The organism is Caryophanon latum, assembly GCF_001700325.1.
Taxonomy (GTDB): domain Bacteria; phylum Bacillota; class Bacilli; order Bacillales_A; family Planococcaceae; genus Caryophanon; species Caryophanon latum.
This window is the reverse complement of sequence record NZ_MATO01000061.1, coordinates 1-26,419: the sequence shown is the minus strand read 5'-3', so window position 1 is coordinate 26,419 and position 26,419 is coordinate 1. Positions and strand designations below refer to the sequence as shown.

Sequence of the window (26,419 nt, the reverse complement as noted above, 5' to 3'; positions counted from 1 at the left end):
ACCTATTAATAGTTATCTGAAAATATTGACATTTACGACATTTTCCTCTACAATCAAAAATAACTTTTCGAACGGATTTGAGTAGAGAAAAGTTGAGCAGAGTATAGCTGAGAAATTGATGACATAAGAAGAGTACTGTAAACGACGTATTAATAGAGAGCTAGTGGTCGGTGCAAACTAGTATACCGTTTATACGAATGGACTTATGAGAGCTGTTAATACCAGACGTCTTCCCTACGTTACAAGGGAGCTTGAGATGGAAGTAGCGGTACTTCTAATTTGAGGTGGCAACGCGGTAACAATCGTCCTCTACATGTGTAAAAGCATGTAGGGGCTTTTTTTATTTTCTTGTCATGATGTAGTGATCGCGCTATGCGGCTCGCTTTCCTGGGACTCGGCGGCGAACACGATGTTGGTCATGAGTCACGAGCTTTTCCCGAAGGAGTCTCGCCGTGCGCTCTCACCTACTACATGCTAAACAATCGTTACAGCAAAGAAACACAAAAAAGAACCTTTATTTCAAGGGAGTGGAGTTTTTATGGAAAAACGTAGTTCACGCACGACGATGCATACATTTAACGGCGACTCGTTAACACCGATTTTATTATTCCGTCGCCTAAAAGGAAGCGAAAAATTTTTATTAGAAAGCTCAGTCAAGCATGAAAATAGCGGACGCTACTCGTTCATCGGCAGCAACCCGCGCAAAACGTATAAAGGGCGCGGCGAACGATTAACGGAATACGTGCGCGCAACAGACAACACGTATACGCACGAAGGCAACTTGCACATTTTGCTAAAACGCTTAATGCCACGTATTTCAAATGTGACGCACTTCCCGTTTTCAGGCGGTGCAATCGGCTTCATTCAGCACGAGGAGCAGCCAATCGTTCATTTCCACATTTATGAGACAGTTATCATTTTTGATCATATGACAGACGAGGTAACGATCATTCATACGAACATCGACGCTGAAACGATTACGCCAAACATCGAAGAAATCGTCAATGATTTAACAAACGGCGACATCTTACCGCATCGTGATGAGTTCGAAACGTACCGTCAGCTGCGCAAGGAAAAACCGTCTGCGTACTTATATTACATCGAGTTCGCCGACGAAACGGTTTTTGGCACAGCGCCTGAAAGCTTCATTAACGTGCAACAGCAGCACGTCCAAACGCACATTATTACAGGTGGCATCGCAAAAGGGAACAGCTACCGTGAAAACGCCGTGCTCATTCAAGATTTACGCCAAAACGAAGAAATTGCAAAGCTACACGCAATGGAAATTGAAGCGCGCACAGAGCAGCTAAAAAAAGTGAGCACTGCCGCTTCTGTCCAGCTACTAAAGCATACAGCCGCACTGCATAGCTTTGATGCCATTCACTTGCACAGCGTACTGCAATCAGAGCTTTCACCAGTATTACACCCGATTGATGCGCTGACGACGTGCACGATGCAGCAACACGTTCATAACGCGCTTGGCTACATCGGCTTTAACGGACAGCTCGATTTCACAAATGCATTTGACGCAACGTTTTCAAAGCGAACGGAGGAAACGAAATGACATTACAGCACTTTACACAAAACGTTTTAGCAGGCGAGCATTTATTGTTTAACGACATGCTCGTTGCGGCGGAGCTTTTATTTAATGAACAAACACCAGCAGACGACATTGCGTCATTTTTAGTGGCGCTATCGCAAAAAGGCGAAACAGCACACGAAGTCGCCGCACTAGCAACAGTTATGAAATCGTACGCGCTACAAGTAGACGCACCAGCTGGCATTTACATCGATAACTGCGGTACAGGTGGCGACGGACTTGATACGTTCAACATTAGTACGACGAGCGCTTTCGTATTAGCTGGCGGTGGCATTCCGATCGCGAAGCACGGCAACCGTAAAATTTCGTCAAAATCAGGAAGCTCAGACGTATTAGAGGCACTCGGCATTCATACGTTCGCAACTGTTGAAGAAACGCTCACATTGCTTGAGCAAGAAGGTATCGCATTTTTATATGCACCGAGCGTTCACCCGAAATTAAAGCGCCTTGGCGAAATTCGCCGTGCAATCGGCAAGCCAACGATTTTCAACTTAGTCGGACCACTGACAAACCCAGTGCCACTGAAGACGCAATTTGTCGGCATTAACCGCCCGAACTTCGTCATGGAATATGCGTCAGTATTACAAATGCTCGGACGTGATCGCGCTGTCGTCGTATCCGGTACACGCGGCATGGATGAAGCGTCATTAGAAGGGCAAAATACGTTCGTGCTCGTCGATAACGGAGACCTCATTCCGTTTGCGTTACGCGCTGAGGATGCAGGTTTACCTGAAACGCCGCTTGAAGCAATTCGCGGTGGCGACGCACAAGAAAACGCACAAATTTTACGCGACTTATTAAATGGCAAACAATCACCTTACTTCGATACCGTATTACTTAATAGCGGCATCGGCTTCTTCGCTTACGGACATGCGGCAAGCGTGAAAGAAGGTGTCGAAATGGCGCGCGACAGCATTTTATCAGGGCGCGCAAACGACAAATTACAAGCAGTCATCGCATTTAGTGAAAAAATTAAAAAAGAAGGTGCTCGTTCATGACGATTTTAACGGAAATTTTAGCGCAAAAAGAAGTGGAGCTTGTAACATTAAAAGCACAAGCGCCAACAGAAGTAGCAGTCGAAAAAAAGCGTCCATCATTGTTTGAAACGCTTCGTAGCAGCACACACGTACAAGTAATCGCCGAAATGAAGCGTGCCTCACCATCTAAAGGGCTCATCGCTGAAGGGGCAAACCCTGTCGCACAGGCGAGCGCATACGAACAAGCTGGTGCTGCGTGCGTATCGGTATTAACGGACGAAAAATATTTCAAAGGTTCATTTGCAGATTTAAAAAACGTCGCAAACGCCATCGACATTCCACTACTTTGCAAAGATTTCGTCATTGATGAAGTGCAAATCGATTACGCAAAAGCAGCTGGCGCATCGGTCGTATTACTGATCGTTGCGGCATTAAACGACGAGCAGCTAGACCGTCTTCACCGCTACGCAACGAGCTTATCGCTAGACGTGTTAGTAGAAACACATAACGTTGAGGAGCTACAACGTGCACTTGCGATTAATGCAAAAATTATCGGCGTCAACAACCGTAACTTACACGACTTCTCAATCGACTTAGCTCATACGGAAGAAATTGCGGCAGTCTTCCCGTTCGATGAGGAGCGCGTGTTCATTAGCGAAAGTGGCATTTGGACGAGCGAGGATGCAGCGCGTGTTGCAAAAGCTGGTGCGCGCGCTGTACTTGTCGGCGAATCGTTAATGAAAAGCGATTCGGTGCAAGGGGCAATTCATGCATTACGCGTACCTTTAGGAGTAGCACAATGACGCACGTAAAAATTTGCGGGCTGCGCACAAAGGAACACGTCGACGTCGCAGTACAAAATGGCGCGGATTTCATCGGCTTTGTATTTGCAAAAAGCAGCCGTGAAGTGACGCTTGAAGAAGCTGCTTCACTCGCTGCACACATTCCGCCGCACGTAAAAAAAGTCGGCGTGTTTGTGAACGAAACAGCCGAGCGCATTCATGAGCTAGCAAAAGCAGTACCGCTTGATTACATTCAATATCACGGCGACGAGCCACAATCGTTTATCGATGAAGTCGGCTTGCCTGCCATTAAAGCATTTTCAATTAAAACAGCAGACGACGTCAAAGCAGCCGCTGCCTATAACGTCAATTACTATTTATTCGATGCACCAGGAACGGACTTCCGCGGTGGGAGCGGGCATACGTTTGATTGGTCGCTACTACAGCACGCAGGCATTCCAAACGACAAAGTGATCGTTGCAGGTGGACTGCATCCAGACAACGTAGCCGATGCCATTACACAAGTGCAACCGTTTGGCGTGGACGTTTCAAGCGGTGTCGAAACAGAGAAGCAAAAGGATTCGGGGAAAATTCGTGCCTTTTTACAGGCCGCAAAAGGAGTATTACAATGACAGCTACAGATAAAAAAGGCTACTACGGCCGCTTCGGTGGACAGTTCGTGCCTGAAACATTAATGACTGCATTACAGGAGCTTGAGGACGCATACGAAGTCGCAAAAAACGACGACGCATTTCAAGAGGAATTAGCCTATTACTTACGTGAATACGTTGGACGCGCAACACCTCTTTATTACGCAGAAGGGTTAACGAAGGAGCTTGGCGGGGCGAAAATTTACTTAAAGCGTGAAGACTTAAACCATACAGGCGCGCATAAAATTAATAATGCAATCGGTCAAGCACTACTGGCAAAGCGCATGGGCAAAAAGAAAATCGTCGCTGAAACAGGCGCAGGTCAGCACGGTGTTGCAACAGCGACTGCGTGTGCCCTACTTAACTTAGAGTGCGTCGTGTTCATGGGTGCTGAGGACGTTCGCCGTCAGCAGCTAAACGTATTCCGCATGGAGCTGCTCGGTACGAAAGTTGTGCCAGTCGAAAAAGGTTCAGCAACGCTAAAGGACGCCGTAAACGAAGCGCTGCGCTACTGGGTAACGCACATTGACGATACGCATTACATTTTAGGCTCGGCGCTCGGTCCACACCCGTTCCCGTTAATCGTGCGTGATTTCCAGCGCATTATCGGTGACGAAACGAAGGCGCAAATGCTTGAAAAAGAAAACCGCCTACCGAACGCGGTCGTTGCATGTATCGGTGGCGGCAGTAACGCAATCGGCATGTTTTATCCGTTCGTCGACGATGCAGAAGTCGCGATGTACGGTGTCGAAGCAGCAGGTCACGGTGTTGATACGAACAAGCACGCCGCCGCAATTCACGATGGTAAAATCGGCGTATTACACGGAGCGCTTATGTATTTAATGCAAGATGACAACGGCTTCATTCAAGAGGCACATTCGATCTCAGCAGGGCTTGATTACCCAGGCGTCGGCCCAGAGCATTGCTACTTAGCCGATATCGGTCGCGTGCAATACCCACATATTACCGACGCAGAAGCGCTTGAAGGTGTGAAGCTACTTTGTAAAACAGAAGGTATTTTGCCAGCGTTAGAAAGTGCGCATGCAATTGCATACGTATCGAAGCTTGCGAAACAATATAAAGAAGATGACATCATCGTCGTTTGTTTATCAGGTCGCGGCGACAAAGACGTGCACACATTAATCGATGCATTAGGAGGAAGCCAATCATGAGCACATTAACAGCAGCAATCGAAAGCGTACAAGCAGCCGGCAACAAGGCGTTCGTACCGTATATTATGGCTGGTGATGGCGGCTTACAAACGCTTCGCCCGACAATTTTACGTCTGCAACAAATTGGTGTCACAGCAATCGAAGTCGGCATTCCGTTTACTGATCCAGTTGCAGACGGCCCAACGATCGAAGAAGCTGGCTACCGCGCATTAAAGCACGGCGTAACACTTCGCACAGTGCTTGCAGAGCTTGCGTCATTCCGCGATGATATTACAGTGCCACTCGTTGCGATGACGTATTTAAACCCGATTTTAGCGTACGGCGCAGAAGCGTTCGCAAAAGATGCAAAAGCAGCCGGCATTGAAGGTATTATCGTTCCAGACATGCCACTAGAAGAAAGCGACATCATTCACGGCGCACTTCGCAATGAACAAGTTGATTTAATTCAGCTCGTATCACTGACAAGCTCACCTGAACGTATTGCAAAACTAACAGCGGCGAGCGAAGGCTTCGTTTACGCGGTAACAGTAAACGGCATTACAGGTGCGCGCCAAGCGTTCCAAGACGAGCTAGAGCAGCACTTCAAACAGCTTGCGACTTACACGAAGACGCCAATTTTAGCAGGCTTCGGTATTTCAACACCAGAGCACGTACAAACACTCGGTGCAATGAGTAGCGGTGTGATCGTCGGCAGTAAAATTGTCGATGCGTTAACGCGTGACGACTGGGCATCAATTGAAGCACTCGTTGCGGCAACGAAAACCGTTCAACAATAAAAAAACTCCTATTCAAAGCACCATCGCTTTGAATAGGAGTTTTTTAATGCACTAATTTAATACGAATTAATTCGCGCTGTACTTGTCCGTCAGCCGTTAATTTTAAAATCTCACCGAAATCGTTCGCATAATATGTTTGCATCTTTTTATTGTTTTCAATCGATTCAACGACGTAAACATTTTTAAACGTCGCAGCTTTCGTAGTATGCGTGTTTTTAATCGCTACTAGCTTATACGAAATACCTTTATGCTCCCATGTGCTACCGATTTCTGCGTCATATGGTAGCTGGTAAACGTGCCCACCTACAGAAGTTGCTGCTTGTGGCAATGTGTATTCGAAGTTGTTCGTCGTATTGCGTGTTTGGAATTTGTATGTCGCCTTTTTCGCTACGTTCATTTCCCAAACCATCCAACCATCGCCGTTTTTGCCGATTGCTTTCATTTCTTCGTTATGCCATTGATCGCCACCTGCAATCGTGCGCGTTGAATATGTGTAAATATAGTTTTCGTTGAAGTTAAAGCTTACTGTTCCAGCAGGCTTTTTCGATGCTGACACTGTTGGAATAGTGGAAACTCCCGATGCATCATTTTTCTTCACAAATGCTGGATCTAACGCACGTGCTAAAAAGCTTGAGAACTGCGCGCGTGTTAATGACGCGGCTGGGCGGAATGTTCCGTCCTCGTAACCGATCGTAATGCCGTTCGTCGCTAATGCATCAATATATTTATACGCCCAATATTGGCTATTTACGTCACTAAATGATACGCGCCCATCACCACTTAAGCCGAATGCATTTGTAATCGCACGTGCCATTTCACCGCGTGTAATCGCTGCGTATGGTTTAAATTCGCCACCTGGCATGAAGCCTGCGTTCACTACCGCGGCGATCTCTTTATATGAAGTATGTGTTGTCGGTACGTCTGGTAAGTTTGGATTTTTTACATTTGTTAAGTCTAATTTTAATGCACGTGCTAACATCGTTGCGACATTGGCTTTCGTTACTTCTTTTTGCGGCTTAAACGTCCCATCTTGGAAGCCTTTAATAACACCTTTATCTACTAAATATTCGATTTCTTGCTTCGCTCCGTGCTTTGCTGATACATCTGTAAATGAGGCTGCTGATGTTACGTTTGGAAATACAGCGAGCATCATTGTAAATGCAGCAATTCGCCCAATCGTTTTCATTCGTTTCACTTTGCATTCACCTCTCCCGTCATCCTTTTTATTCATTATAGCAAATAAAATAGACATTTTTACCTACTTTTTAAAAAAGAGCAAATAGTCTCGTAACTAACAGAAATTATACGCAAAAGTAATAAAAGACTTTCGAACTAATCATAATAAAAAATAGATATTCAGACGTTTTTTTAACATTTTTAGGTTTGCTATTTGAATAGACAGCTCCCATTTATCATTTCCTCATTTATTTCTACTGTATTTAGCTATTCATATTTGGAAGGTAAAATCCCTCAATAAAATACCATTATTTTACTCAACCTATTTTTCTTACATTGTTTACGTGCGTTTTTTTGTAAATTGGAACATCTGACCTAATCCAATAGACATTGTTTTTGAAATAATAATCACGCCGCTTTCAAACTGGCGAAATGATTGTGCTGCTTGTGATTTAATTGCGGCATTATTATCATATATAGCATTCCGACGCTCCGTTAATGAAAATATTACCCGTATGCTAAGTTCATTACATTCGAACTAACAAATGTAAGTCATTCCCTGCATGGACATTTTTATATATCAAAATAATAATAACGTTTATTTTCCGCATATAAAAATCGATAAAATCATTTACCGAACGATGAAAAACAATCGATGAATAAACGAAAGATTAGCACCAAACGTTACATAGTGCTAACAATATTGCCGTTTAGTATGCGCGAACGTTTAATAAACAAACATGAAAAATCCAATAACAATTTTGTATTTGTGCATTTTTTCACAAATACTTCACACAATCGTTTTACGAGTAAATACGCCGATAGCTAGTGATATTTTTTTGATATTGTTAGTTATATTTTGTGTTTTCGTCGTCCTTTTTCGTAATCGTTCTACTGTTGTTTAAACAGAATTTTCTGTCTTCATTAATATATATCTTGAATATATATCTTGCTTCTACTATGATGAGAAAATGAAAAAAACTACTAGAAGAAACAGTGCTGCTCCCTCTACTAGTTTCGCGTTATTATATAAGTGCTGTTTCGGTCATATAACGTAGCAGTTGATCTTCGTATTGCTCAAGGACGTCAAAAATCGCTCCGTTTAGCGTCGTCGTTCGATAGTGCGCATTTTTCATCATTTTAGAGACGCGCTCCGTTTGCTCCTTATTATACGTATGCCCTTCAAGTAAATAATATGGCAATAGCGTGCATTTTCGAAGCGTCATGCCGTAGTCAAAAAAAACATTCATTAAACCGCAGCGCTCACTCGGTGCAAACAACGCGCCATCTGTAAGTTGCTCATTAATTTGTACGAATGCTGCTTCGCTTTCTGCTGTGCGCCCGTATAGCAGCTGTTTTTCGATGACCGTCGTGCGCATCGAACTAAGTAGGCCGCTATGTGACAGCTCAATTTCTACTTCGACCTCCTGCTGCGGTACTATAAAATGCCATGTATACGTTTGCCGATCCTTCGTTAACACATCATATTCGTATAGCGTTACTGAAATTGTTTCTCGTCGATTGTCAAACGAACGACGTACAAACGGTGCAAATAGCTTTGTCGTTTGCTGCGCTTCAATAATAGCATCACCGTTTGACGCGATGTAAAGTTTGCGCAGCGCCTCAGCATCGCTTAACGCGCGGTGCTGTACTTCATGCTGGACGTCATACTGTGCGAGCAATGCGACGAGTGAAGGCTTCCGAAGCTCATTTAAATGCACCATTAGCTTTTCTTGATAATCAATGAGCCTACTGCTAGCAACGAGCTCCTCCCAAAAACGATTGGCGTAAAAAATTTCACGGTCTTGTGAGCTAAAAAAAATAAACGTCGGGGCATTACCCGCAAATTCGATAAACTGCTCCGAGACGTCTTGATATAGCGGTGCTTTCTGTAATTGTTCACGTTGAATGCGTGTAAATGCTAGCACCTCTGCTTGAATTCCTTTTTGGCGTACGAGCGAGCTAAATGTAGCGACTTCCCCGTTATGTATACGCACCGCCCCGATTTCAATAAGCTTTAACGGCATACCGCGCTCTGCTTGAAATTCGAAATCAACAAAAATCATTGCTCCGTTCATATCATCACCTCTCCTCTATTATAATTTATTTGGAAAATGATAGAAAACAAAACGTCGCATAAAAAAACCATTCGAAACGATGCGGCTTCGAATGATTTTTTTACAATCGGTATTATTTTACCGTCACAACATCCTCGTATAAGCTTGGGCGACGGTCGTCGTATACCGGAATGCGTGCGCGAATTTCATCGACAACAGAGAAATCAACATCAATAATTGCGAGCTCTTCGTCATCGCCACCGACCCAAAGCACATCTCCCCACGGCTCAATCACCATCGATTGTCCGTTGAAGTTTTCCTTTTTGTTCGCAATGCGGTTGACGGCGATAATGAAACATTGGTTTTCAATCGCACGTGCTTGCAATAACGTTTTCCAATGATCGATGCGCGGCGTCGGCCATTGCGCTGATACGAACAGCACTTTTGCGCCGGCTAATGCATGTGCGCGCAGCCATTCAGGGAATCGAATGTCATAGCAAATAACACCGGCCGCTTCAATGTCACCAAGTGCGAAGCGATTCATTTTGTCGCCCGCCTGCAAATGTAAATGCTCGTCCATTAAGCGGAATAAATGCGCTTTATTGTACGTGCCGACTTTTTCGCCATCTTTGTTGTAAGTATACATCGTATTGTAGAAGCCGTCCTCTTCCTTCGTCGATACCGAGCCACCGACAATATGTACGCCAAGCTCCTTCGATAAAGCGGATAAAAATGCTTGCGTGCGCTCACCGTGTACATCTGCTAGCTCATCTAATTGCTCAAGCGCATAGCCTGAGTTCCACATTTCCGGTAATACGATGATTTCAGCGCCCTGCTCTGCTGCTTGACGAATGAGCACCTCTGCACGCTCATAGTTTTGCTCGACTTTACCAAACCCCATATTCATTTGAATACATCCGATTTTCATATTGTGCACCACCTAGACTTTTTGTATGAAAAATACTATCATTAATCTTATTATTTTCATTATATTCGGAAAAAGAGGAAAACGCATGGAATTTTCACGAAAACTACAACAACTACCTGATCAATTTTTCGCTGCACTCGTACAAAAGGTGAACGCAGCGCTATTACAAGGACGCGACATTATTAATTTAGGGCAAGGTAATCCTGACCAGCCGACACCACAGCACATTATTGCAGCGCTTCAAGAGGCGGCACAAAATCCACAAACGCATAAGTACTCACCGTTTCGTGGTATCGAGGAGCTTCGCATTGCCGCAGCAGACTTTTACAAAACTACATACAACGTCGACATCGACCCACAAACGGAAGTGGCGATTTTAGGCGGTACGAAAATCGGTTTAGTTGAGTTGCCAATGGCGCTGCTAAACGAAGGTGACGTCATGCTGCTACCAGACCCAGGCTACCCTGACTATTTATCGGGCGTCGTGCTTGCTGGTGCCGAAATGAAAACGATGCCACTCACTGCGGACAACGACTTTTTACCAGACTATACGAAGCTTGATGCTGAAACGCTTGAGCAAGCAAAGCTCATGTACTTAAATTACCCGAACAACCCAACTGGTGCAACGGCGACACTTGAATTTTTCGAGGAAACGGTCGCACTTGCGAAAAAGCATAACATCGCGATTTCACACGACTTTGCGTACGGTGCAATCGGCTTTGATGGCAAGCGACCAGTAAGCTTCCTGCAAGCAAAAGGTGCAAAAGATGTCGGCGTTGAAATGTACACACTATCGAAGTCGTTTAACATGGCAGGCTGGCGCATCGGCTTTGCGGTCGGCAACAAAGACATCATTGCCGCGATTAACTTAATTCAAGACCACCTGTTTTGCAGCATTTTCCCTGCTATTCAGCACGCAGGAGTTGCCGCATTAACGAAGGAGCTGCACGAGCTTGATGAACTAAGCGATTTATATGAACGCCGTCGCAACGTGCTCGTTGAAGAAGCGCATCGCATCGGCTGGAACATTACAGCACCAACAGGATCATTTTTCGCGTGGCTGCGCGTTCCTGAAGGCTATACGAGCGCACAATTTGCGGACGCACTGCTTAATGAATGTGACGTAGCAGTCGCTTCGGGTAACGGCTTTGGCGAATACGGCGAAGGTTACGTGCGCGTCGGCTTACTCGTTTCAGAAGAGCGCTTATGTGAATTCATCGCACGCGTCGAAGCGAAAAACTTATTGCACGCCGCGGTGAAATAAACGATAACGAATACGAAAAGCTGTGCCAACGTTACATTCCCCGTTTAGCACAGCTTTTCATTTTTTATGCACGCTCCTGCCGCTTCATAAGCAAACGATGAAACTGCGAGGCGAGTATTTGTTGAAACAGCATGCCAAAGACGACTGGCATGACAACCTTCCCTGGAAAATACGTCGTAGCAAGCACAACACCAGCAGAAATGTTTCGCATACCACCTGTAAACACAAACGTCACGACGAGCTCCTCATCTTTCCATACGAGCTTCCCTACTACGTAACAAATGACGTAGCCAGATAGCGCAACGAAAAACACGACCGCAATAATTTTTGCTAGCTCCCACGTAATATTTTCGACATACGGCGCAATTGCACTACTATTAATCATGACAATTAAAAATAAACTAATTTTCGAAAATGGCGCAAACGTCGCAGCCATCGTTTTACTAACACGCGCGTCCGTCCATTCGTTGACGAGCACACCGGCAATTGACGGCAGAACAATCATAAGCAGTAAATCGACCATCATCGGCCAAATATCGACGTGAATCGTGTCGCCTGCCACAATATGCACAAGCCCTGGCATGACAAGCGGCGACAGCACCGTATCAATTAAAATAATCGACAAGCATAGCGCTAAATTGCCACGTGTTACAGCTGCCCAAATGAAGCTCGTCACGCCTGTCGGTACAGCGACTGCAAGCACGAAGCCAATCGTATAAAGTGGATCGTTAAATAACAACTCGGCGATGAAATACGCCCAAAGCGGCATCACAATATGTAAAAACGCAATCGTTACGACAATGATAACGCTATAGCGACGAAAGCTTTTGAACGCAGACAAGTTCATCGTCAAACTGCCCGCAAACGTCATGAACGCAAATAGCCACGGCACTAAAAATAGTAGCGGAATCATCCATTCATCGAGTAGCACACCGATTACTAAACTAAGCGGTGTAAAAATCGGCATCATTTTTTGAAGCCATTGATTGATGCGAGAAATCATCAAAACACCTCATTTTCTGCCCTTTATTATACACCTTTTTGAACAGTTCTTTGCATGCACTTGTAGTAACTGTTTGTATTTTTTACAATAGTTGAAGGGGGTGTTTTAATGTTCAATATGTACTTGTTTACACTTTACTGCGCCATCGCAATCGCAGTAACGTTTTTAGAATATATTTTATACCACTTCGGCTATCGCAACCGCCTCATTATCGCGGTGAAGCAAGTTGTTGAAGTGCCTTACACGCTCGTGCATGAATTTTCACATGCAATCGTTGCGCTCATTACGTCTGGGCGCATCAAAAAAATTACACTACATCATAATTTAAGCGGCAGTGTCGTTAGCACGTCGTCAAAAAAGTTTTCACGCATTTTAACGACACTCGCTGGCTATACGCTGCCGTGTTACATTTCCTTTTTGTTCATTTGGCTAATCCATTTTCATGCGGCGTTTGCACTATATGGTTATCTCATGATCGCAATATTTTCATTCGTATTTATTCGTAATATGTACGGCTTTTTTTGGCTGCTCGGCTTCATTAGCTTGCTTGCTGTCACGTTATTGTACACACCTACATGGTTCATTTTACACGTTAGCTACTTTTTCGTCGCGTTACTTTTCGTTGCAGCGCTTTATGGAGGCTATCGTATTTTACTGCTGGCGTGGCATGAACCGAGACTTTATCACGACGCTCATGTGCTAGCAAATGAAACGAAAATACCAGCACAAGTATGGGGAATCGTCTTTTTCGTGCACAACATCGTCATTAGTGGGAGTATTTTATATTATTTTATTTTGTAAAAAAACTGAAAATGAACTAATTTAATTTGCTTTTTCTATGAAATTCACTTTTTTCATGGAAAAAGCATTTTTTTCATGCAATAAAACGTCCTGCTACCTAATTTTATTTTTTTACGTTACAATCCGAAAGAACGAATTAGTTATTTAGACTTAAAGAAGCGTTTATTTTTATCATTTAGAAGGTATTTTATATGTAACAAACAGCTAAGAGGAGAGATTATTATGATTAACCAAACATCAAGCTTACAAAAACGCTTTTTCTATATATTAGTCGCCGTCATTCTATTATTAACTATCTCAATTGGCTTCGTCGTTTATATGACAATCAACAACGTCATCCAACATACGATTTCCGAAAACAATACGATGACAGTCGCACATATTGCAGACCAGCTCGATGCGACGAAATACGAAACGCTCGCGAACACGTATGACGAAACATTATATAACGAACTTCAGCAACAATTAACGACATTATTAGAAGCTAACAAAATTACGTATTTATATGTTGTAGCACCGGCACCAGAAGGCATTTTAAACCGAGTACTTGTCGATGCAGGTGATTTAACGAGTGATGAAACTTACGGATATGGAGATGAGGCGGATGCGATCGATTACGCATTAATTGAGCGAAATTTACAGCAAGAAGGCTCGTATACAGAATTTGTCGAGGCTGAAGGTTGGGGTAACTTCCTATCAAATTACGTACCATTAAAAGATAGCTCAGGTAACACATTCGCCATTGTCGGTGTTGACGAAGAAGTGTCATTTATCCAAACGATTCAAAGCGCTTCACTTACAACGACGTTACCACTAATTATCGGTATCATTATCGTAATGAGCTTACTAAGCATTAGTGCTATTTATTTATACGTGGCCAAATCGTTGAAGCCCGTTGAAAAAATGCGAATCGCTGCAAACGAACTAGAAGCAGGTGCAATCGAACAAGCACTTCAAACAGCACATAGCATCGACACGTCAAACAACGACGACATTTCGACATTCGCCAAAGATTTCACATCTGCAATTGAGCATGTGCATACGATGATTGCCGATTTAACGACGATGGCTCAAGGAATGAACGATGCGACGAACTCGTTAAACAGCACGTCAACTCAAGTAGATGAAGCACAGCGTCAGCTAAAAACGAGCGTGCAAGGAATTAACGGTAGTATGGAGCAGCAGCAACGTTTAGCGGAGGAATCGTTCCAAGCGATGGAAGCGTTAGACGAAGGTGTAACGAGCATTACACAATCGGTCGAGGAAGTAGTCGAAAGCTTACAGCAAGCATCTTCATTAATCGAAAAAAATGCAGACGATGCGAATGCCGTATCAACGAAAGTAACGAAAGTCGCTTCATCAGTTGTCGAAACAGCGAATAACGTTAACGTTTTATCAGCACGCTACACATCAATCGAAGACATGATTACTGTAATCCAAAACATCGCCGAGCAAACGAACTTACTTGCATTAAACGCCGCAATCGAAGCAGCGCGTGCCGGTGAAGCTGGTAAAGGATTCTCGATCGTTGCGGGCGAGGTGAAAAAGCTTGCAGAAATGACGAAATCATCAGCTGAGGATATTCGCACACACATTTTAGATTTTAAAGATGTAACACAACAAGTATTAACGAGCATGGAGCATAGCACGAGCGAAGTTACAGAAAGTGCCGCACTCGTAACAGCGATTAGCGACAATTTACGAGACGTGCTACAAGCAGCAAAACATGTACAATCACGCGTAAGCGAAGTTACGATCACGACAGAGGAAATGCATCAAAGTATGCAGGAAGTGCACGGCGCCCTACACGAATCAACTGTTGCATCAACGCAAGTATTAGCAGAAACGCAACACGTCGTAGCAGCCGTTGATGTACAAGAAACGACGGTAACATCTCTTCAGCACACAGTAAACGATTTATCATCATTCGTGCAAAACTTAGACGACATGACATCGAAATACGACTTAACGACAGTGAAGCCCGCTTCCTGACACGTAAAAAACGTTACGATGACGGAGCGTAGCAAAATAGCAAAAAAGCGTTATCGGAAAAATTCATATTTCCGATAACGCTTTATTTTGTCTTAAACGGAGCTATATCTCACATCATTGTGTAATCGGTGCAATCGTCGCCTTCGTTAAACGCGCTAAGTCATCCACCGCCAGCTGCATTTGCATACCGAGCTTCCCTGCACTGACGATCATGTGCGGCAATGCTTGTGCCGATGCATCAATCACAGTCGGAAATAGCTTTTTCATGCCGATCGGTGAACAGCCGCCACGCACGTAGCCTGTCAGCCCGAGCAGCTCCTTCACCGGCAGCATCTCCACTTTTTTCTCGCCAACGACTTTTGCCGCTAGCTTTAAATTTAATTCTGCTTGTACCGGAATAACGAACACGAAATATTTCGATGTGCCGGCTGTAGCAACGAGCGTTTTAAACACTTCGTCGGTGCGATGCCCAATTTTTTGTGCAACCGTTATGCCGTCTACATTGTCTCGGTCTACATCGTATTGAAATATGTCATGCGCGACCTTTTGTTGTTCTACGAGACGAATCGCGTTCGTCTTTTGTATCTTGTTTGCCAATATGACAGCCCCTTACGCAATGAGTGATAGTTTCGATTCTAGTGGATCGCGGTAACCGTTTTTCACCATTGTCATATGAGATTGGTAGTTGTTTAACGCTAATAGCTTTTTACGCTCTGCTAATATTTGCGAATAGTCTTTATCAAATGCTGTTTCCTTCGAGCCATCTAGCTGCTGCTCGCGTGTGAAACGCTCTGGAATATCGATTTTCGTCGAAGCAGTTACATAATCAGGAATTTCTTCCGTTTCTTCAACAGCATCTTCTCGCATTACTTCCCCACGAAGCTGCTGAATTTGCGCTGATGCGTTTGCTGCTACACGTAAATCTTGTGCAGATGGCTCTGCTGGTGCAAGTGCTGCTTGACGAACTTTCTCCAAAATCGTCAGCATCTCTTCCTTATCTTCCATTTGCGGCGCGTTAATTGGCACCTCGCCTGCTACCGCATATTGCTTATCGTCTGGCCCTGTCGTATATTCGTAGCTAACCGGCCCTGCTAATGAGCCACCTACTGCTTTATGTGCCTGCTCATGCGCACGAATTTCTTTATCCGTTTGTCGAAGCTGCTTAATTTCCTGCTGTACTTCTGGTTGCTTAAGCTCTTCTTCCTTCGATCTTGGCTTATCCGTTACATCGCTGTTCGTCTCTTTATCGAGCTTCCCTGATAGTAAGTCCTCTAATGCTTTTAACGCATCGTTGCGCTTTTCTCCAAAATATTCTGCGCTTTTACGGTACGCTTGTCCTGCGTCTTTACGCCCTATTGCTTTACGGCGCTCCTCTAACGTTTGGGACTGTGATTGACGGTCTTGTATCATTAACGATGAAATTTTCATACAAATGTCCTCCTTTCTGTTCTGGTCGCTATATGTCCATTATTCTTTCACCTAGTTTACCAAAAATGTTTCGTAGACAGAATGTGAAAAAATGATGAAATGAACGAAATTGTAAAAATAATTACAAATTACTAGTGAAAGTTTATAAATAAAAAATATATCTTCACATAAGTATTTACTCCTAAAAATAAATAAAAAATCTAAAATTATCTATAAATAATGATTTTTTACTCACACAAAAATATACAATATTAGTCATTTTGCACTTCGTAAAATCGTGTTATTTGTTCATGTCGCTCAAGCTACTAGCATAGATGGTGGTCATAATTAGGGTATTTGTATACTATTCCCTTTTATTTAGGGGTAAAACGAAAAAGCCACTAATGAGACTTTTTACATTCTCATTAATGGCTCTGTTATATAAATTTAATCAAACTTCATGCCTTTTAACAAATCCGCAAATGCGTTGTTAATTGGCTCCGCTTCTTTTTGTTGCTCTTTCATGAATTTTTGTACGCTGCGCTTATCGACTTTACCGCCGCCTTCTTTTTTACGACGCGCTTCAAATGCAGATAGCTTCTCACGGTGACCGCATTTACATACAAAAATTTGTCCGTCGCCCTCGCCGCGTAGCTCAAGCTTTTTCTTACATTGTGGGCAACGTGCATTCGTGACACGTGCTACATTTTTCTTATGTCCGCAGTCGCGGTCTTGGCATACGAGCATTTTGCCGCGCTTGCCGTTTACTTCAAGCATCGGCTTGCCGCAATCTGGGCATGACTTCGTTGAAATGTTGTCGTGCTTATATTTTTTATCGCTCGCCTTAATTTCGGCTACGATTTTTTGCGTATGCTGCTTCATTTCGTTAATGAATACTTCTTTTTTCAGTTTCCCTTTAGCGATCAGCTCCAGCTTTTGTTCCCACTGTGCTGTCGTTTCAGGTGAACGCAGCTGCTCTGGTACTAGATCAAGTAGCTGACGACCTTTTGACGTAATATAAATGTCTTTACCACCGCGCTGCTCGATCATAAACGAGTTAAATAGTTTGTCGATAATGTCTGCGCGCGTTGCTACTGTGCCAAGCCCGCCTGTTGATTTTAACGTTTCGGCTAATTGCTTATCGTTCGTTTGTAAATATTTCGTCGGGTTTTCCATCGCTGACAGTAACGTTGCCTCGGTGAAACGTGCTGGTGGCTTCGTTTGCCCTGACGTTTGCGCAATTAATTGCACGTTTAACGTCGTGCCGTTGTCGATACGCGGGAAAACTTGCTCCTTCATATCATCGTTTGATTCTTCATCATCAAAGCGGTTTTCGTATACTTCTTTCCAACCTGCAACTGTAATCGTTTTTCCTTTGGCGACAAATTGCTCATCGCCAATTTTCGCACGTAACGTCAATTGCTCAAACTCATGCGCTGGGAATAACACAGCTAAAAAACGTTTCACGACTAAATCGTAAATTTTGCGCTCTTTATCGTTGAAGTTCGCAAAGTTCACGTACTCCTCTGTCGGAATGATCGCATGGTGGTCTGATACGCGCGCATCGTCCACAAACGCTTTCGTCGCTTTAATTGGCTTCGTTAAAATTTTGTTCGCAAACGTACGATATTCGCCGATGCCACACGCTTTTAAACGCTCTGGTAACGTGCCGACAATATCGCTTGAAATAAAGCGTGAATCCGTACGTGGATACGTTAATACTTTGTGCTGCTCGTATAGCTTTTGCATAATGTTTAACGTCTCTTTTGCTGAGTAACCGAAAATTTTGTTCGCGTCACGCTGAAGCTCCGTTAAATCATACAAACCTGGAGCGAATGATTTTTTCGGCTTGCGCTCGATTTCAACTACTTGTGCGTTATTGTTGCCAAGTTTTTTCACAATCGCATCAATTTTATCTTTGTCAAAGCTACGGCTATTGCCTTTTGCGTCTTGCCACGTTAACTTCAAGTTATCTTTCGTTTTCGCTTCAATGCCGTAATACGTTTGTGGCTTGAAGTTTTTAATTTCGTCCTCACGTGCAGCGACCATTGCAACTACTGGTGTTTGCACACGACCGCAGTTTAATTGTGCGTTAAAGCGCGTCGTTAATGCACGCGTCGCATTTAAACCGATATACCAGTCCGCTTCACTACGCGCAACTGCAGCATGGTATAAATTTTCATACGCTTGCCCTGGCTTTAAGTTCGCAAACCCTTCTTTAATCGCCTTATCCGTTACAGATGAAATCCATAAACGTTTCAGCGGCTTTTTCACGTTCGCTTTTTCGATAATCCAACGTGCGACAAGCTCTCCTTCACGTCCTGCATCTGTTGCGATAATGACTTCATTTACATCACCGCGCGTTAACTGTGATTTTACCGCATTGTACTGCTTCCCTGTTTGCTTCATGACAACGAGCTTCATTTTGTCAGGCAGCATCGGTAAATCTTCTAAATTCCACGTTTTGTATTTCACATCATACGTTTCTGGATCTGCAAGCGTCACTAAATGTCCAAGCGCCCACGTGACGATATATTTGTCGCCTTCTAAAAACCCGTTTCCTTTTTTCGTACATTTCAATACGTTTGCAATATCACGTGCAACGGATGGTTTTTCGGCAATTACTAAACTTTTTGCCATTTTTTCATACTCCTTTACTTACATCTATAATATTAAATATACCACAACTGACGCTCCCACCTATAAATGAGTGGGGTTCTAAAGTATAAAAGATTTCTTCTTTACTCTCCCATCAACCGATATTGCTGGTTAGGTACAATATAAAGACACTATCTTGCTTTCCTTTAGACTTTGGCGAACAAGACGACTATTGCCATCATTAGCGTTCGCATCGGCTCATGCCTAAACCGTTTTTGTAACCTTAAGTTATCGTAAAGAGTCAAAACAAGTAAACTTAAACTACTAAATTGAGGGAGCGTGCTTTGATGACACGTCAACGAAAAACGTATACAGCCGAATTTAAACTGCAAATGATGAAGCTCAATGAAAATGGATAGACGCGTGCGGATATTGCCAAAGAATATGATTTAACGCCTATGAAATTCAAGCAGCAACCCCGATAATTTTTGTCCAGTTTAGCGTTGACATTCCAAATGTTTGAACTGCTGTATAAATGGAAATAATACAAGTATTTAGAACTGTATAAAAAGAAATATATCTAACCTTTATACATAATAAAATTGTTTTTCAGTATAACTAATCAAGGAGGATTTTCATGTCCATTAATCGAAAATTAACAATTGTTTTTAGTGTAATGGTCGTACTTACTATTTTAGTTAGTGGTAACTTTATTATGCAACTGCAGCGTCTAGACAAGGTGTACACAAATAGCATCGATACGTTAACCCCTGCACTCCTGTCAACTGCAGACATTTCAATCGTCTTAACACGTATTGCTTACCAAGTACAAGCATATACAGCTGGACAAGAGGAAGGTAGAGACATTTATGAAGTAGGTATGCAAGAGATTGATGCGTTTATGGATTCAATGAATGAACAAGCTGCTAGCGCCGATACGGTTTCAGCAAATACAATCGCTTCACTCGAAAGCGCATTTCAAACGTTTAAAGACGAAATGGCTAGTATCGTCGCACTTGTAGATGAAGGTAAACCAGAAGAAGCACGCGAAGTATTGTTTTCAACTGGTATTAAAGCAGCAATGGCACTCGATACAGAAGGACTCGCGATTCAAGATGCCTTTGCGGAGCGCTTAGCGATTGCGAATACTGAAAATACAAAAACAGCTACTACAACAACGATCGTTGGTATAGTGCTTGTTGTTATCATCATTTTAGCAACGATTGCCCTATTATCCTACTTACGTAAAACGATTACAGCACCGATTAATCAACTAAATGATGCCGTACAAAAAGTATCAGCAGGTGACTTATCATCTCCTAATATCGATATTCGCACGAAGGATGAAATTGAAAACCTTGCGACAGCATTTAACACGATGAAAGAGTCGTTACGCGATGTCATTGGTTCGATTAAGTCAGGCGTTGAAAATGTACAGCAAACCGCAACAACAATGGACGAAAGCTTACAGCAAACGAATGAAAGTAGTACAGTTATTCAAGAAAACATTCAAGATGTGTTATCGTTGGCGAAAAATAACGTGGCGATTGCAAATGATGCAGCACTTGCGATGGATGAAACTGCAAGTGGTGTGCAGCGGATTGCAGAAGCGACACAAAGCTTGCAAGAAGTCGCAGTTGAGTCTGTTCAACTATCATCAACAGGGCAAAGTGCAATCTTGAATTTAGCAGAACAAATGGCGGATATTTCGGATAAATCGAATGAAACGACGGCTCAAATTCGCACGCTTGCATCACAATCGGACGAGATTACAAAAATTATTCAAGTTATTTCAGATATTACGGACCAAACAAATTTACTTGCATTAAATGCGGCCATTGAAGCGGCACGTGCAGGTGAAGCGGGCAAAGGATTCGCCGTTGTTGCCGACGAAGTGCGCAAATTAGCAGAACAATCGAAAACATCAGCGGTTCAAATTGGTTCATTAATTGAAGAAATCCAACAATCGACAAAACGCATGGAAAATACCATTGTACAAAACGATCTATCCGTACAAGTGGGTGTAAAAACGATTGAGTCTGCTGGTCAAACGTTCCACGATATTTCCACAGCGTTTGCCCGCATACAACATGAAATTACAGAAGTTTCTGCAGTAACAGAGGAGCTTTCTGCTTCAGCGGAGGAAGTTTCTGCTTCAATTAGTGATATGGCACGTGCAATTGAAACCGAATCAGAGCAGCTTGATGATGTCACAACTGCAACACTTGGCATGGCAGATGTTATGGCACAGCTTGGAGAAATTTCAGATGAGCTTACTAACCGCTCGCTAGAACAAGAAGCCCTTACAAAACGCTTTACAATTTAAATCATACAAAAAACAGGCATCTCACGAATGAGTGCCTGTTTTTGCTTCTTCCATATATGCGCATTTCTCTCGCTTTTCGCAACGACGACTTACATATTTTTGACGTACTTTTCGTCATTTTCCTCTACAATAGAAACAAACGACAAAAGGAGTGATTCACATGAACCGTGTATATTTACGCCCGCTACAAATGCAAGATGCGACACAAATTCACGCCGCAACCGAGGACGAGGAAATTCGCTATTACACAAGTACGACCGAGCGCTTTACGGTCGAGGCGATTGAGCAATTCATTATACGTTCCTCTAGTGATCGCTCGCGCATGGACTTTGCGATTTGCGATACGACAACGGACGCGATGCTTGGTGAAGTGTCGCTGCTAGATGTAGATGAACGAAACAAGCGCGGGGCGATGCGCATTATGCTTCATTCGCTGCACGATGCAGATAAAGGCTACGGCACAGAGGCGATGCTCCACTTCATTCGTTACGTGTTTGAGGACGTGCAGCTAAACCGTCTAGAGCTGGAAGTGCTTGCGTACAACCCGCGCGCAAAGCATGTGTATGAGAAAGTTGGCTTTATGATGGAAGGCATTGCACGTGAGGCGACGTACTATAACGGACGCTTCGTTGATGAAATACATATGAGCATGTTAAAGCGTGATTACGAGCGATTGTACGGTTGATGTAGTAGTAGAGGGACGTGATGTTCTTCTACTGCTTTTTTTGTCGATTTTTGTAGCTCGCATTGCTAGTGGAGAGCTCGCCCAATTCGATGTTAACTTACTTGAAACGCCAAAAAAGCCGCAGAAAACGATACAGTTCTCTGCGGCTTTTCATGTTATTTAGTTATCTTGCACATCTTTACGGTTTTTCTTAAATAGCTTCGATAACACTTCGTACACAACTGGCACGACGATTAACGTTAGTAATGTAGACGAGAATAAACCGCCGATTACTGTTACTGCTAAGTCTTTTGAAATTAAACCGCCACCGCCATCTAATACGGCCATTGGCATCATTGCACCAATTGTTGCGATTGCTGTCATTAAAATTGGACGTAAACGAGTTGCACCCGCTTCTAAAATGGCATCGCGCATATCCATACCTTCTTGCTCCATTTGGATAATGCGGTCAACGAGTACGATTGCATTCGTTACAACGATACCGATTAACATAAGAAGACCCATCATTACTGAAACTGAAATCGTTTGACCTGTAATTAATAAGCCGACGAATGAACCGATTACCGCAAATGGTAACGATGTTAAAATCGCAAACGGTGCTAATCCTTCACCGAATGTTACAACTAAGATGAAGTAGACGATCGCGATTGCCGCAACCATTGCTACACCAAGCTTTGTAAATGTTTCAGCGATGTCTGCTGATACACCTGCTTCATTAATCGTTACACCTTCTGGAAGATCGATTTTGTCGATTTCCTCTTGTGCTGCCGTCGTTGGTCCTGAAATATCCGATTCTGTAATATCTGCTGATACAGAAGCGTAATATTCACCTTCTGAACGTGCTAACGATGTTAATGTTGAACTTTTCTCTACATCAACAAGCTCACCGATTGTCATCATTTCGCCTGTCGCTGTTGAAATTTCTGTCGCTAATACGTCATCGATATTGCTCGCTGCTGTTTTCGCCTCGCGCTGTACGATTACTTCAATGTCTTGACCGTCATGCTCGACTGTCGTTAACACTTCTTTTGTCGACGTTTGTGATAACGCCATCACAATTTGACCAGTCGTTAAGCCGTATTGTAAAACGTTTTCTTGCTCTACTTTAAATACGTGCTCTACGTATGGATCTTCTGCATCCGATGATACGTTTTCTAAACCGTCTACATCTTGTAACGCTTCTTCTGCTTCTTTGATCACTGCTAATAAATCATCTAAATTTTCTGAGTAGAACGTGTAGCTCACAGAGTTTGACGACATACCCATTGAGAAGTCTTGTTGCTTCCATGTACCTGATTGGTCTAAGCCTTCTAAGTACGCCATAATGTCATCTTGTGCTTTCATGAACGCATCATTTGAAATGCTGTCATCGAAAATTAAGTACATTAAGCCGCCACCAGCACCGCCGCCACCCATCATCATAGCAGCTGGGTCTGCCCCTGCTTCTGTCGTGATTGATAGTTGCGTAATGTCGATATCTTTACGGAAGTTCATTTCTTCTTCTACTTCTTCAATGTTGTGTAACGTCTCACGCATCGTTTCACCTGTTGCTGGTGTATACGTTACATACATCATTTTCTCTACTTCTGATCCCATAAATGAGAAACCGATAATTGGCGTTAACATTAATGAACCGACTAATAATGCGATCGATAAAATCGACGTAATCCACTTATGGTTTAAGCATTTCTCTAATACGCGCTTGAACCAAAGTGCCATTTTGCCAACTTCTTTATGGTTGCTTTCTTCTTTTTCGCTATATAGCTTTTTGAAGAACATCGTATGCGATAATGCTGGAACGATTGTAATCGCTACGATTAATGATGCGATTAGCGCAAACGACATCGTTAATGCGAACGGTAAAAATAGCTCTCCAACCATACCACCTACGAAGATTAGTGGTGCGAATACCGCAATCGTTACTAACGTTGACGATAAAATTGGCTTGAACATTTCAATCGTCGCCTCACGAATGAGCGCACGACCTGTTAGCTTCTCACCTTTTAAATGTAAACGTCGGTAAATGTTTTCCACTACGACGATCGAGTCATCAATTACACGACCAATTGCGACTGTAATCGCACCGAGCGTCATAATGTTTAACGTAATTTCTAACCAGTTTAAAACAAGCAACGCCATGAAAATTGACACTGGAATCGAAATAATTGAAATGATTGTCGAACGCCAGTCGCGTAAAAATAGTAAAATAATTAATACGGCAATCGCGCCACCGAACAATGCTTTTTCAATCATTGCAAATACTGATTTTTCAATCGGCTCACCTTGGTCAAGTGTTACATCGATTACTAAAGATGGGTTTTCATCCTTTTGCTCTTCGATTAAATCTTTTACCGCGTTTACGACTGTTACAGTATTCGCTGTTTGTGCTTTAATAATTTGAATCGCAATTGCATCCTCGCCATTTGTACGAGAGATCGATTGCACTTTACCTACTACTTTAATTTTTGCAAGCTCACCAAGTGGAACGACTGGTGATGGATTTTCAGCTGTCGGCGTTACTGGAATTAAAAACTCCTTTAACGCATCAACTGTCGTAATTTTACCATCAACTGATACAGCTTCTTCCCCTTTGTCAAACTCATATAAACCAAGCGATAACGATAAGTCGCTCGCTTCAATCATTTGCTTAATGCTTTCCTCTGTTACACCAAGCTCAGCCATTTTTTCAGTATTATATGTGAATTGTACTTCATTTAAATGCTGGCCTGTTACAGATGCAGATGCTACACCATCAATTTTTTCAATCGCTGGTAATACCGTTTTCTCTACTTTTTCTGTAAGTGAAACAACATCTCCATCTTTGTCACTCACCGATAACGCCACAACTGGCATCATATTCATGCTAATCGCCATGATCGACGGCGCTTCTACTTCCTCAGGTAACGCAATCGCATCCACCGCTGATTGTAGTTCACGTTTTTTCTCATCCATATCTACGCCGTATTCATACTCAATTTGTACTTGTGCAACGTTAGATGATGATGTTGAAAATACCGCCTTCACGTCCTCTAAACCTTCAAGCGCTTTCTCCATCGGTATCGAGACGTCTTCCATTACTTGCTCTGGTGTTGCCCCTGGATAAACCCCCATTACAATTAAGTATGGAATCGAAATATCCGGAATCGACTCCATTTTCATTCGCGTACCTGAATAAATACCGCCGACTGTAATAATAATCGTTAATAACCATACAGCAAGCTTATTTTTCAGCACGAAATTTACTAAACCTTTCACAACTGCACCTACCTTTATGAAATTTGACTTTCAATAGAACATTTCTTATACTAATGACTACTTGGTCAAAAGTCAATTAATCGCAACGGAGGGTGTTCATATTATGCTCAAAAAACAACTTATTATACAAAGTGCCCTCGAATTGTTCGCAAGCCAAGGCATTGAAGCGACATCCGTTCAGCAAATTACCGAGCGCGCAGGCATTTCGAAAGGTGCTTTTTATTTATCTTTCAAATCAAAGGACGAGCTCATTCTAGCCATGATTCATCACTTTATGACAAACTTAATCACAAGTATTGACTCAATGGTCACTAAAGCAAATGCTAACGACGATTTACTGTATCAATACTTGTTTCACATTTATACATGTTTTACTGAGCACGCAAGCTTCGCCAAAGTACTCATGACTGACGTACCTCACACGATTAATCAAAGCTTGCTTGAGCACGTTACGCACTACGACCATATTATTACGTCCAAAGTGCAGCTCATTGTGAAAAAGCAATTTCCAACGCTTGCACAAAACATGGTTGACGAGACCGTATTTTTCATTCGTGGATTGGTCGGCTCATATGGTACGCTCTTCTTCCATTCACATACACACCCAGAAAGTTTGCACACCCTTTGCACAGCGCTCGTCGAAAAAATCACGATTCACGCACAGCACGCAACGATCGCTATCATTCAGCCAAATATGCTCTTTTCATCTACAACGCTCGGTATTTCAAAAGAGCAAACAATCGATATGCTCCAGCAAGCTGTAGGCGAGCTACAAGACGATTTACTGCGCAACACGACTACTTTACTCATTGAGCAGCTACAAACGCCGACGCTTTGTACTACGCTGTTAGACGGGCTCATTAGTACGATGAGCTTGCACGCAGAAACAAAAACGTTCGTTCCACTGCTACGTGAGCATTTCGCACATCGAGTAGGAGGGAGTGATTAACTCCCGACCTCTCACACCACC

20 protein-coding genes and 1 other annotated feature are annotated in these 26,419 nt (G+C 43.1%); of the genes, 12 read left to right on the top strand and 8 right to left on the bottom strand.

The window, feature by feature from the left end:
• Positions 1–109 precede the first annotated feature (109 nt).
• Positions 110–313, top strand: a binding site (T-box leader).
• 225 nt (positions 314–538) lie between these two features.
• The 6 genes from A6K76_RS13735 to trpA are packed head-to-tail and all read left to right on the top strand — an operon-like array spanning position 539 to position 5,957.
• Positions 539–1,564, top strand: a complete 1,026-nt coding sequence (locus A6K76_RS13735; protein ID WP_066466080.1) for a chorismate-binding protein — start codon at positions 539–541, stop codon at positions 1,562–1,564.
• A complete protein-coding gene (trpD, locus tag A6K76_RS13730) occupies positions 1,561–2,598 on the top strand; it encodes an anthranilate phosphoribosyltransferase (RefSeq protein WP_066466079.1) in 1,038 nt (345 codons plus the stop codon). The genes A6K76_RS13735 and trpD overlap by 4 nt, the downstream gene beginning before the upstream one ends.
• Entirely contained in the window at positions 2,595–3,380 is a 786-nt protein-coding gene (trpC, locus tag A6K76_RS13725; RefSeq protein ID WP_066466078.1) for an indole-3-glycerol phosphate synthase TrpC, read from the top strand. Before trpD ends, trpC begins: the two co-directional genes overlap by 4 nt.
• Positions 3,377–3,991, top strand: coding sequence for a phosphoribosylanthranilate isomerase (locus tag A6K76_RS13720; protein WP_066466077.1), 615 nt, complete (start codon positions 3,377–3,379; stop codon positions 3,989–3,991). Before trpC ends, A6K76_RS13720 begins: the two co-directional genes overlap by 4 nt.
• Positions 3,988–5,181 (top strand): tryptophan synthase subunit beta, encoded by a 1,194-nt coding sequence (gene trpB / locus A6K76_RS13715; protein ID WP_066466075.1) that lies wholly within the window; start codon positions 3,988–3,990, stop codon positions 5,179–5,181. The genes A6K76_RS13720 and trpB overlap by 4 nt, the downstream gene beginning before the upstream one ends.
• On the top strand, positions 5,178–5,957 hold the full coding sequence (gene trpA, locus A6K76_RS13710) for a tryptophan synthase subunit alpha (protein ID WP_066466073.1): 780 nt from the start codon (positions 5,178–5,180) through the stop codon (positions 5,955–5,957). The genes trpB and trpA overlap by 4 nt, the downstream gene beginning before the upstream one ends.
• Before the next feature lie 43 nt (positions 5,958–6,000).
• Here trpA and A6K76_RS13705 read toward each other — a convergent pair whose 3' ends face one another.
• The 3 genes from A6K76_RS13705 to A6K76_RS13695 form a co-directional block, all read right to left on the bottom strand.
• Positions 6,001–7,143: an S-layer homology domain-containing protein gene (locus A6K76_RS13705; protein ID WP_245672000.1), complete on the bottom strand. Its 1,143-nt coding sequence runs from the start codon at positions 7,141–7,143 to the stop codon at positions 6,001–6,003.
• Between the two features lie 1,015 nt (positions 7,144–8,158).
• On the bottom strand, positions 8,159–9,211 hold the full coding sequence (locus tag A6K76_RS13700; protein WP_066466069.1) for a 3'-5' exonuclease: 1,053 nt from the start codon (positions 9,209–9,211) through the stop codon (positions 8,159–8,161).
• A gap of 112 nt (positions 9,212–9,323) precedes the next feature.
• Positions 9,324–10,118 (bottom strand): carbon-nitrogen family hydrolase, encoded by a 795-nt coding sequence (locus tag A6K76_RS13695; protein ID WP_066466068.1) that lies wholly within the window; start codon positions 10,116–10,118, stop codon positions 9,324–9,326.
• Between the two features lie 85 nt (positions 10,119–10,203).
• On the opposite strand from A6K76_RS13695, the gene A6K76_RS13690 reads away from it, so the two are divergent.
• On the top strand, positions 10,204–11,382 hold the full coding sequence (locus tag A6K76_RS13690) for a pyridoxal phosphate-dependent aminotransferase (RefSeq protein ID WP_066466067.1): 1,179 nt from the start codon (positions 10,204–10,206) through the stop codon (positions 11,380–11,382).
• Positions 11,383–11,446: 64 nt separating this feature from the next.
• On the opposite strand, the gene A6K76_RS13685 is transcribed toward A6K76_RS13690, so the two are convergent.
• A complete protein-coding gene (locus tag A6K76_RS13685; protein ID WP_066466066.1) occupies positions 11,447–12,385 on the bottom strand; it encodes a bile acid:sodium symporter family protein in 939 nt (312 codons plus the stop codon).
• A gap of 108 nt (positions 12,386–12,493) precedes the next feature.
• On the opposite strand from A6K76_RS13685, the gene A6K76_RS13680 reads away from it, so the two are divergent.
• Both A6K76_RS13680 and A6K76_RS13675 read left to right on the top strand, forming a co-directional pair.
• On the top strand, positions 12,494–13,186 hold the full coding sequence (locus tag A6K76_RS13680; protein ID WP_066466065.1) for a M50 family metallopeptidase: 693 nt from the start codon (positions 12,494–12,496) through the stop codon (positions 13,184–13,186).
• A 222-nt stretch (positions 13,187–13,408) separates the two neighbouring features.
• Complete coding sequence (locus A6K76_RS13675) at positions 13,409–15,178, top strand: methyl-accepting chemotaxis protein (protein WP_066466064.1); 1,770 nt, start codon at positions 13,409–13,411, stop codon at positions 15,176–15,178.
• A 114-nt stretch (positions 15,179–15,292) separates the two neighbouring features.
• Here A6K76_RS13675 and ybaK read toward each other — a convergent pair whose 3' ends face one another.
• From ybaK to A6K76_RS13660, 3 genes are all read right to left on the bottom strand, one after another.
• Positions 15,293–15,775: a Cys-tRNA(Pro) deacylase gene (ybaK, locus tag A6K76_RS13670; RefSeq protein WP_066466063.1), complete on the bottom strand. Its 483-nt coding sequence runs from the start codon at positions 15,773–15,775 to the stop codon at positions 15,293–15,295.
• A 12-nt stretch (positions 15,776–15,787) separates the two neighbouring features.
• Positions 15,788–16,606, bottom strand: a complete 819-nt coding sequence (locus A6K76_RS13665) for a putative metalloprotease CJM1_0395 family protein (RefSeq protein WP_066466057.1) — start codon at positions 16,604–16,606, stop codon at positions 15,788–15,790.
• Between the two features lie 426 nt (positions 16,607–17,032).
• Positions 17,033–19,225: a DNA topoisomerase III gene (locus A6K76_RS13660; protein ID WP_066466055.1), complete on the bottom strand. Its 2,193-nt coding sequence runs from the start codon at positions 19,223–19,225 to the stop codon at positions 17,033–17,035.
• Between the two features lie 595 nt (positions 19,226–19,820).
• Here A6K76_RS13660 and A6K76_RS16835 point away from each other — a divergent pair.
• Positions 19,821–21,509, top strand: a complete 1,689-nt coding sequence (locus A6K76_RS16835; protein ID WP_066466054.1) for a methyl-accepting chemotaxis protein — start codon at positions 19,821–19,823, stop codon at positions 21,507–21,509.
• A gap of 160 nt (positions 21,510–21,669) precedes the next feature.
• Complete coding sequence (locus tag A6K76_RS13650) at positions 21,670–22,194, top strand: GNAT family N-acetyltransferase (protein WP_066466053.1); 525 nt, start codon at positions 21,670–21,672, stop codon at positions 22,192–22,194.
• Between the two features lie 159 nt (positions 22,195–22,353).
• Here the strand turns inward: A6K76_RS13650 and A6K76_RS13645 are convergent, their stop codons facing one another.
• The gene (locus A6K76_RS13645; protein WP_066466052.1) at positions 22,354–25,449 is read right to left on the bottom strand and encodes an efflux RND transporter permease subunit; all 3,096 of its coding nucleotides are present in this window, start codon (positions 25,447–25,449) and stop codon (positions 22,354–22,356) included.
• A gap of 103 nt (positions 25,450–25,552) precedes the next feature.
• Between A6K76_RS13645 and A6K76_RS13640 the strand changes: the two genes are divergently transcribed.
• Entirely contained in the window at positions 25,553–26,398 is an 846-nt protein-coding gene (locus A6K76_RS13640; protein WP_066466050.1) for a TetR/AcrR family transcriptional regulator, read from the top strand.
• The last annotated feature ends 21 nt before the right edge of the window (positions 26,399–26,419 follow it).

Coding starts and splice junctions, on each gene's coding strand:
- A6K76_RS13735 (WP_066466080.1), top strand. CDS start 539: ATGGAAAAACGTAGTTCACGCACGACGATGCATACATTTAACGGCGAC.
- trpD (WP_066466079.1), top strand. CDS start 1,561: ATGACATTACAGCACTTTACACAAAACGTTTTAGCAGGCGAGCATTTA.
- trpC (WP_066466078.1), top strand. CDS start 2,595: ATGACGATTTTAACGGAAATTTTAGCGCAAAAAGAAGTGGAGCTTGTA.
- A6K76_RS13720 (WP_066466077.1), top strand. CDS start 3,377: ATGACGCACGTAAAAATTTGCGGGCTGCGCACAAAGGAACACGTCGAC.
- trpB (WP_066466075.1), top strand. CDS start 3,988: ATGACAGCTACAGATAAAAAAGGCTACTACGGCCGCTTCGGTGGACAG.
- trpA (WP_066466073.1), top strand. CDS start 5,178: ATGAGCACATTAACAGCAGCAATCGAAAGCGTACAAGCAGCCGGCAAC.
- A6K76_RS13705 (WP_245672000.1), bottom strand. CDS start 7,143: ATGAAAACGATTGGGCGAATTGCTGCATTTACAATGATGCTCGCTGTA.
- A6K76_RS13700 (WP_066466069.1), bottom strand. CDS start 9,211: ATGAACGGAGCAATGATTTTTGTTGATTTCGAATTTCAAGCAGAGCGC.
- A6K76_RS13695 (WP_066466068.1), bottom strand. CDS start 10,118: ATGAAAATCGGATGTATTCAAATGAATATGGGGTTTGGTAAAGTCGAG.
- A6K76_RS13690 (WP_066466067.1), top strand. CDS start 10,204: ATGGAATTTTCACGAAAACTACAACAACTACCTGATCAATTTTTCGCT.
- A6K76_RS13685 (WP_066466066.1), bottom strand. CDS start 12,385: ATGATTTCTCGCATCAATCAATGGCTTCAAAAAATGATGCCGATTTTT.
- A6K76_RS13680 (WP_066466065.1), top strand. CDS start 12,494: ATGTTCAATATGTACTTGTTTACACTTTACTGCGCCATCGCAATCGCA.
- A6K76_RS13675 (WP_066466064.1), top strand. CDS start 13,409: ATGATTAACCAAACATCAAGCTTACAAAAACGCTTTTTCTATATATTA.
- A6K76_RS13665 (WP_066466057.1), bottom strand. CDS start 16,606: ATGAAAATTTCATCGTTAATGATACAAGACCGTCAATCACAGTCCCAA.
- A6K76_RS13660 (WP_066466055.1), bottom strand. CDS start 19,225: ATGGCAAAAAGTTTAGTAATTGCCGAAAAACCATCCGTTGCACGTGAT.
- A6K76_RS16835 (WP_066466054.1), top strand. CDS start 19,821: ATGTCCATTAATCGAAAATTAACAATTGTTTTTAGTGTAATGGTCGTA.
- A6K76_RS13650 (WP_066466053.1), top strand. CDS start 21,670: ATGAACCGTGTATATTTACGCCCGCTACAAATGCAAGATGCGACACAA.
- A6K76_RS13640 (WP_066466050.1), top strand. CDS start 25,553: ATGCTCAAAAAACAACTTATTATACAAAGTGCCCTCGAATTGTTCGCA.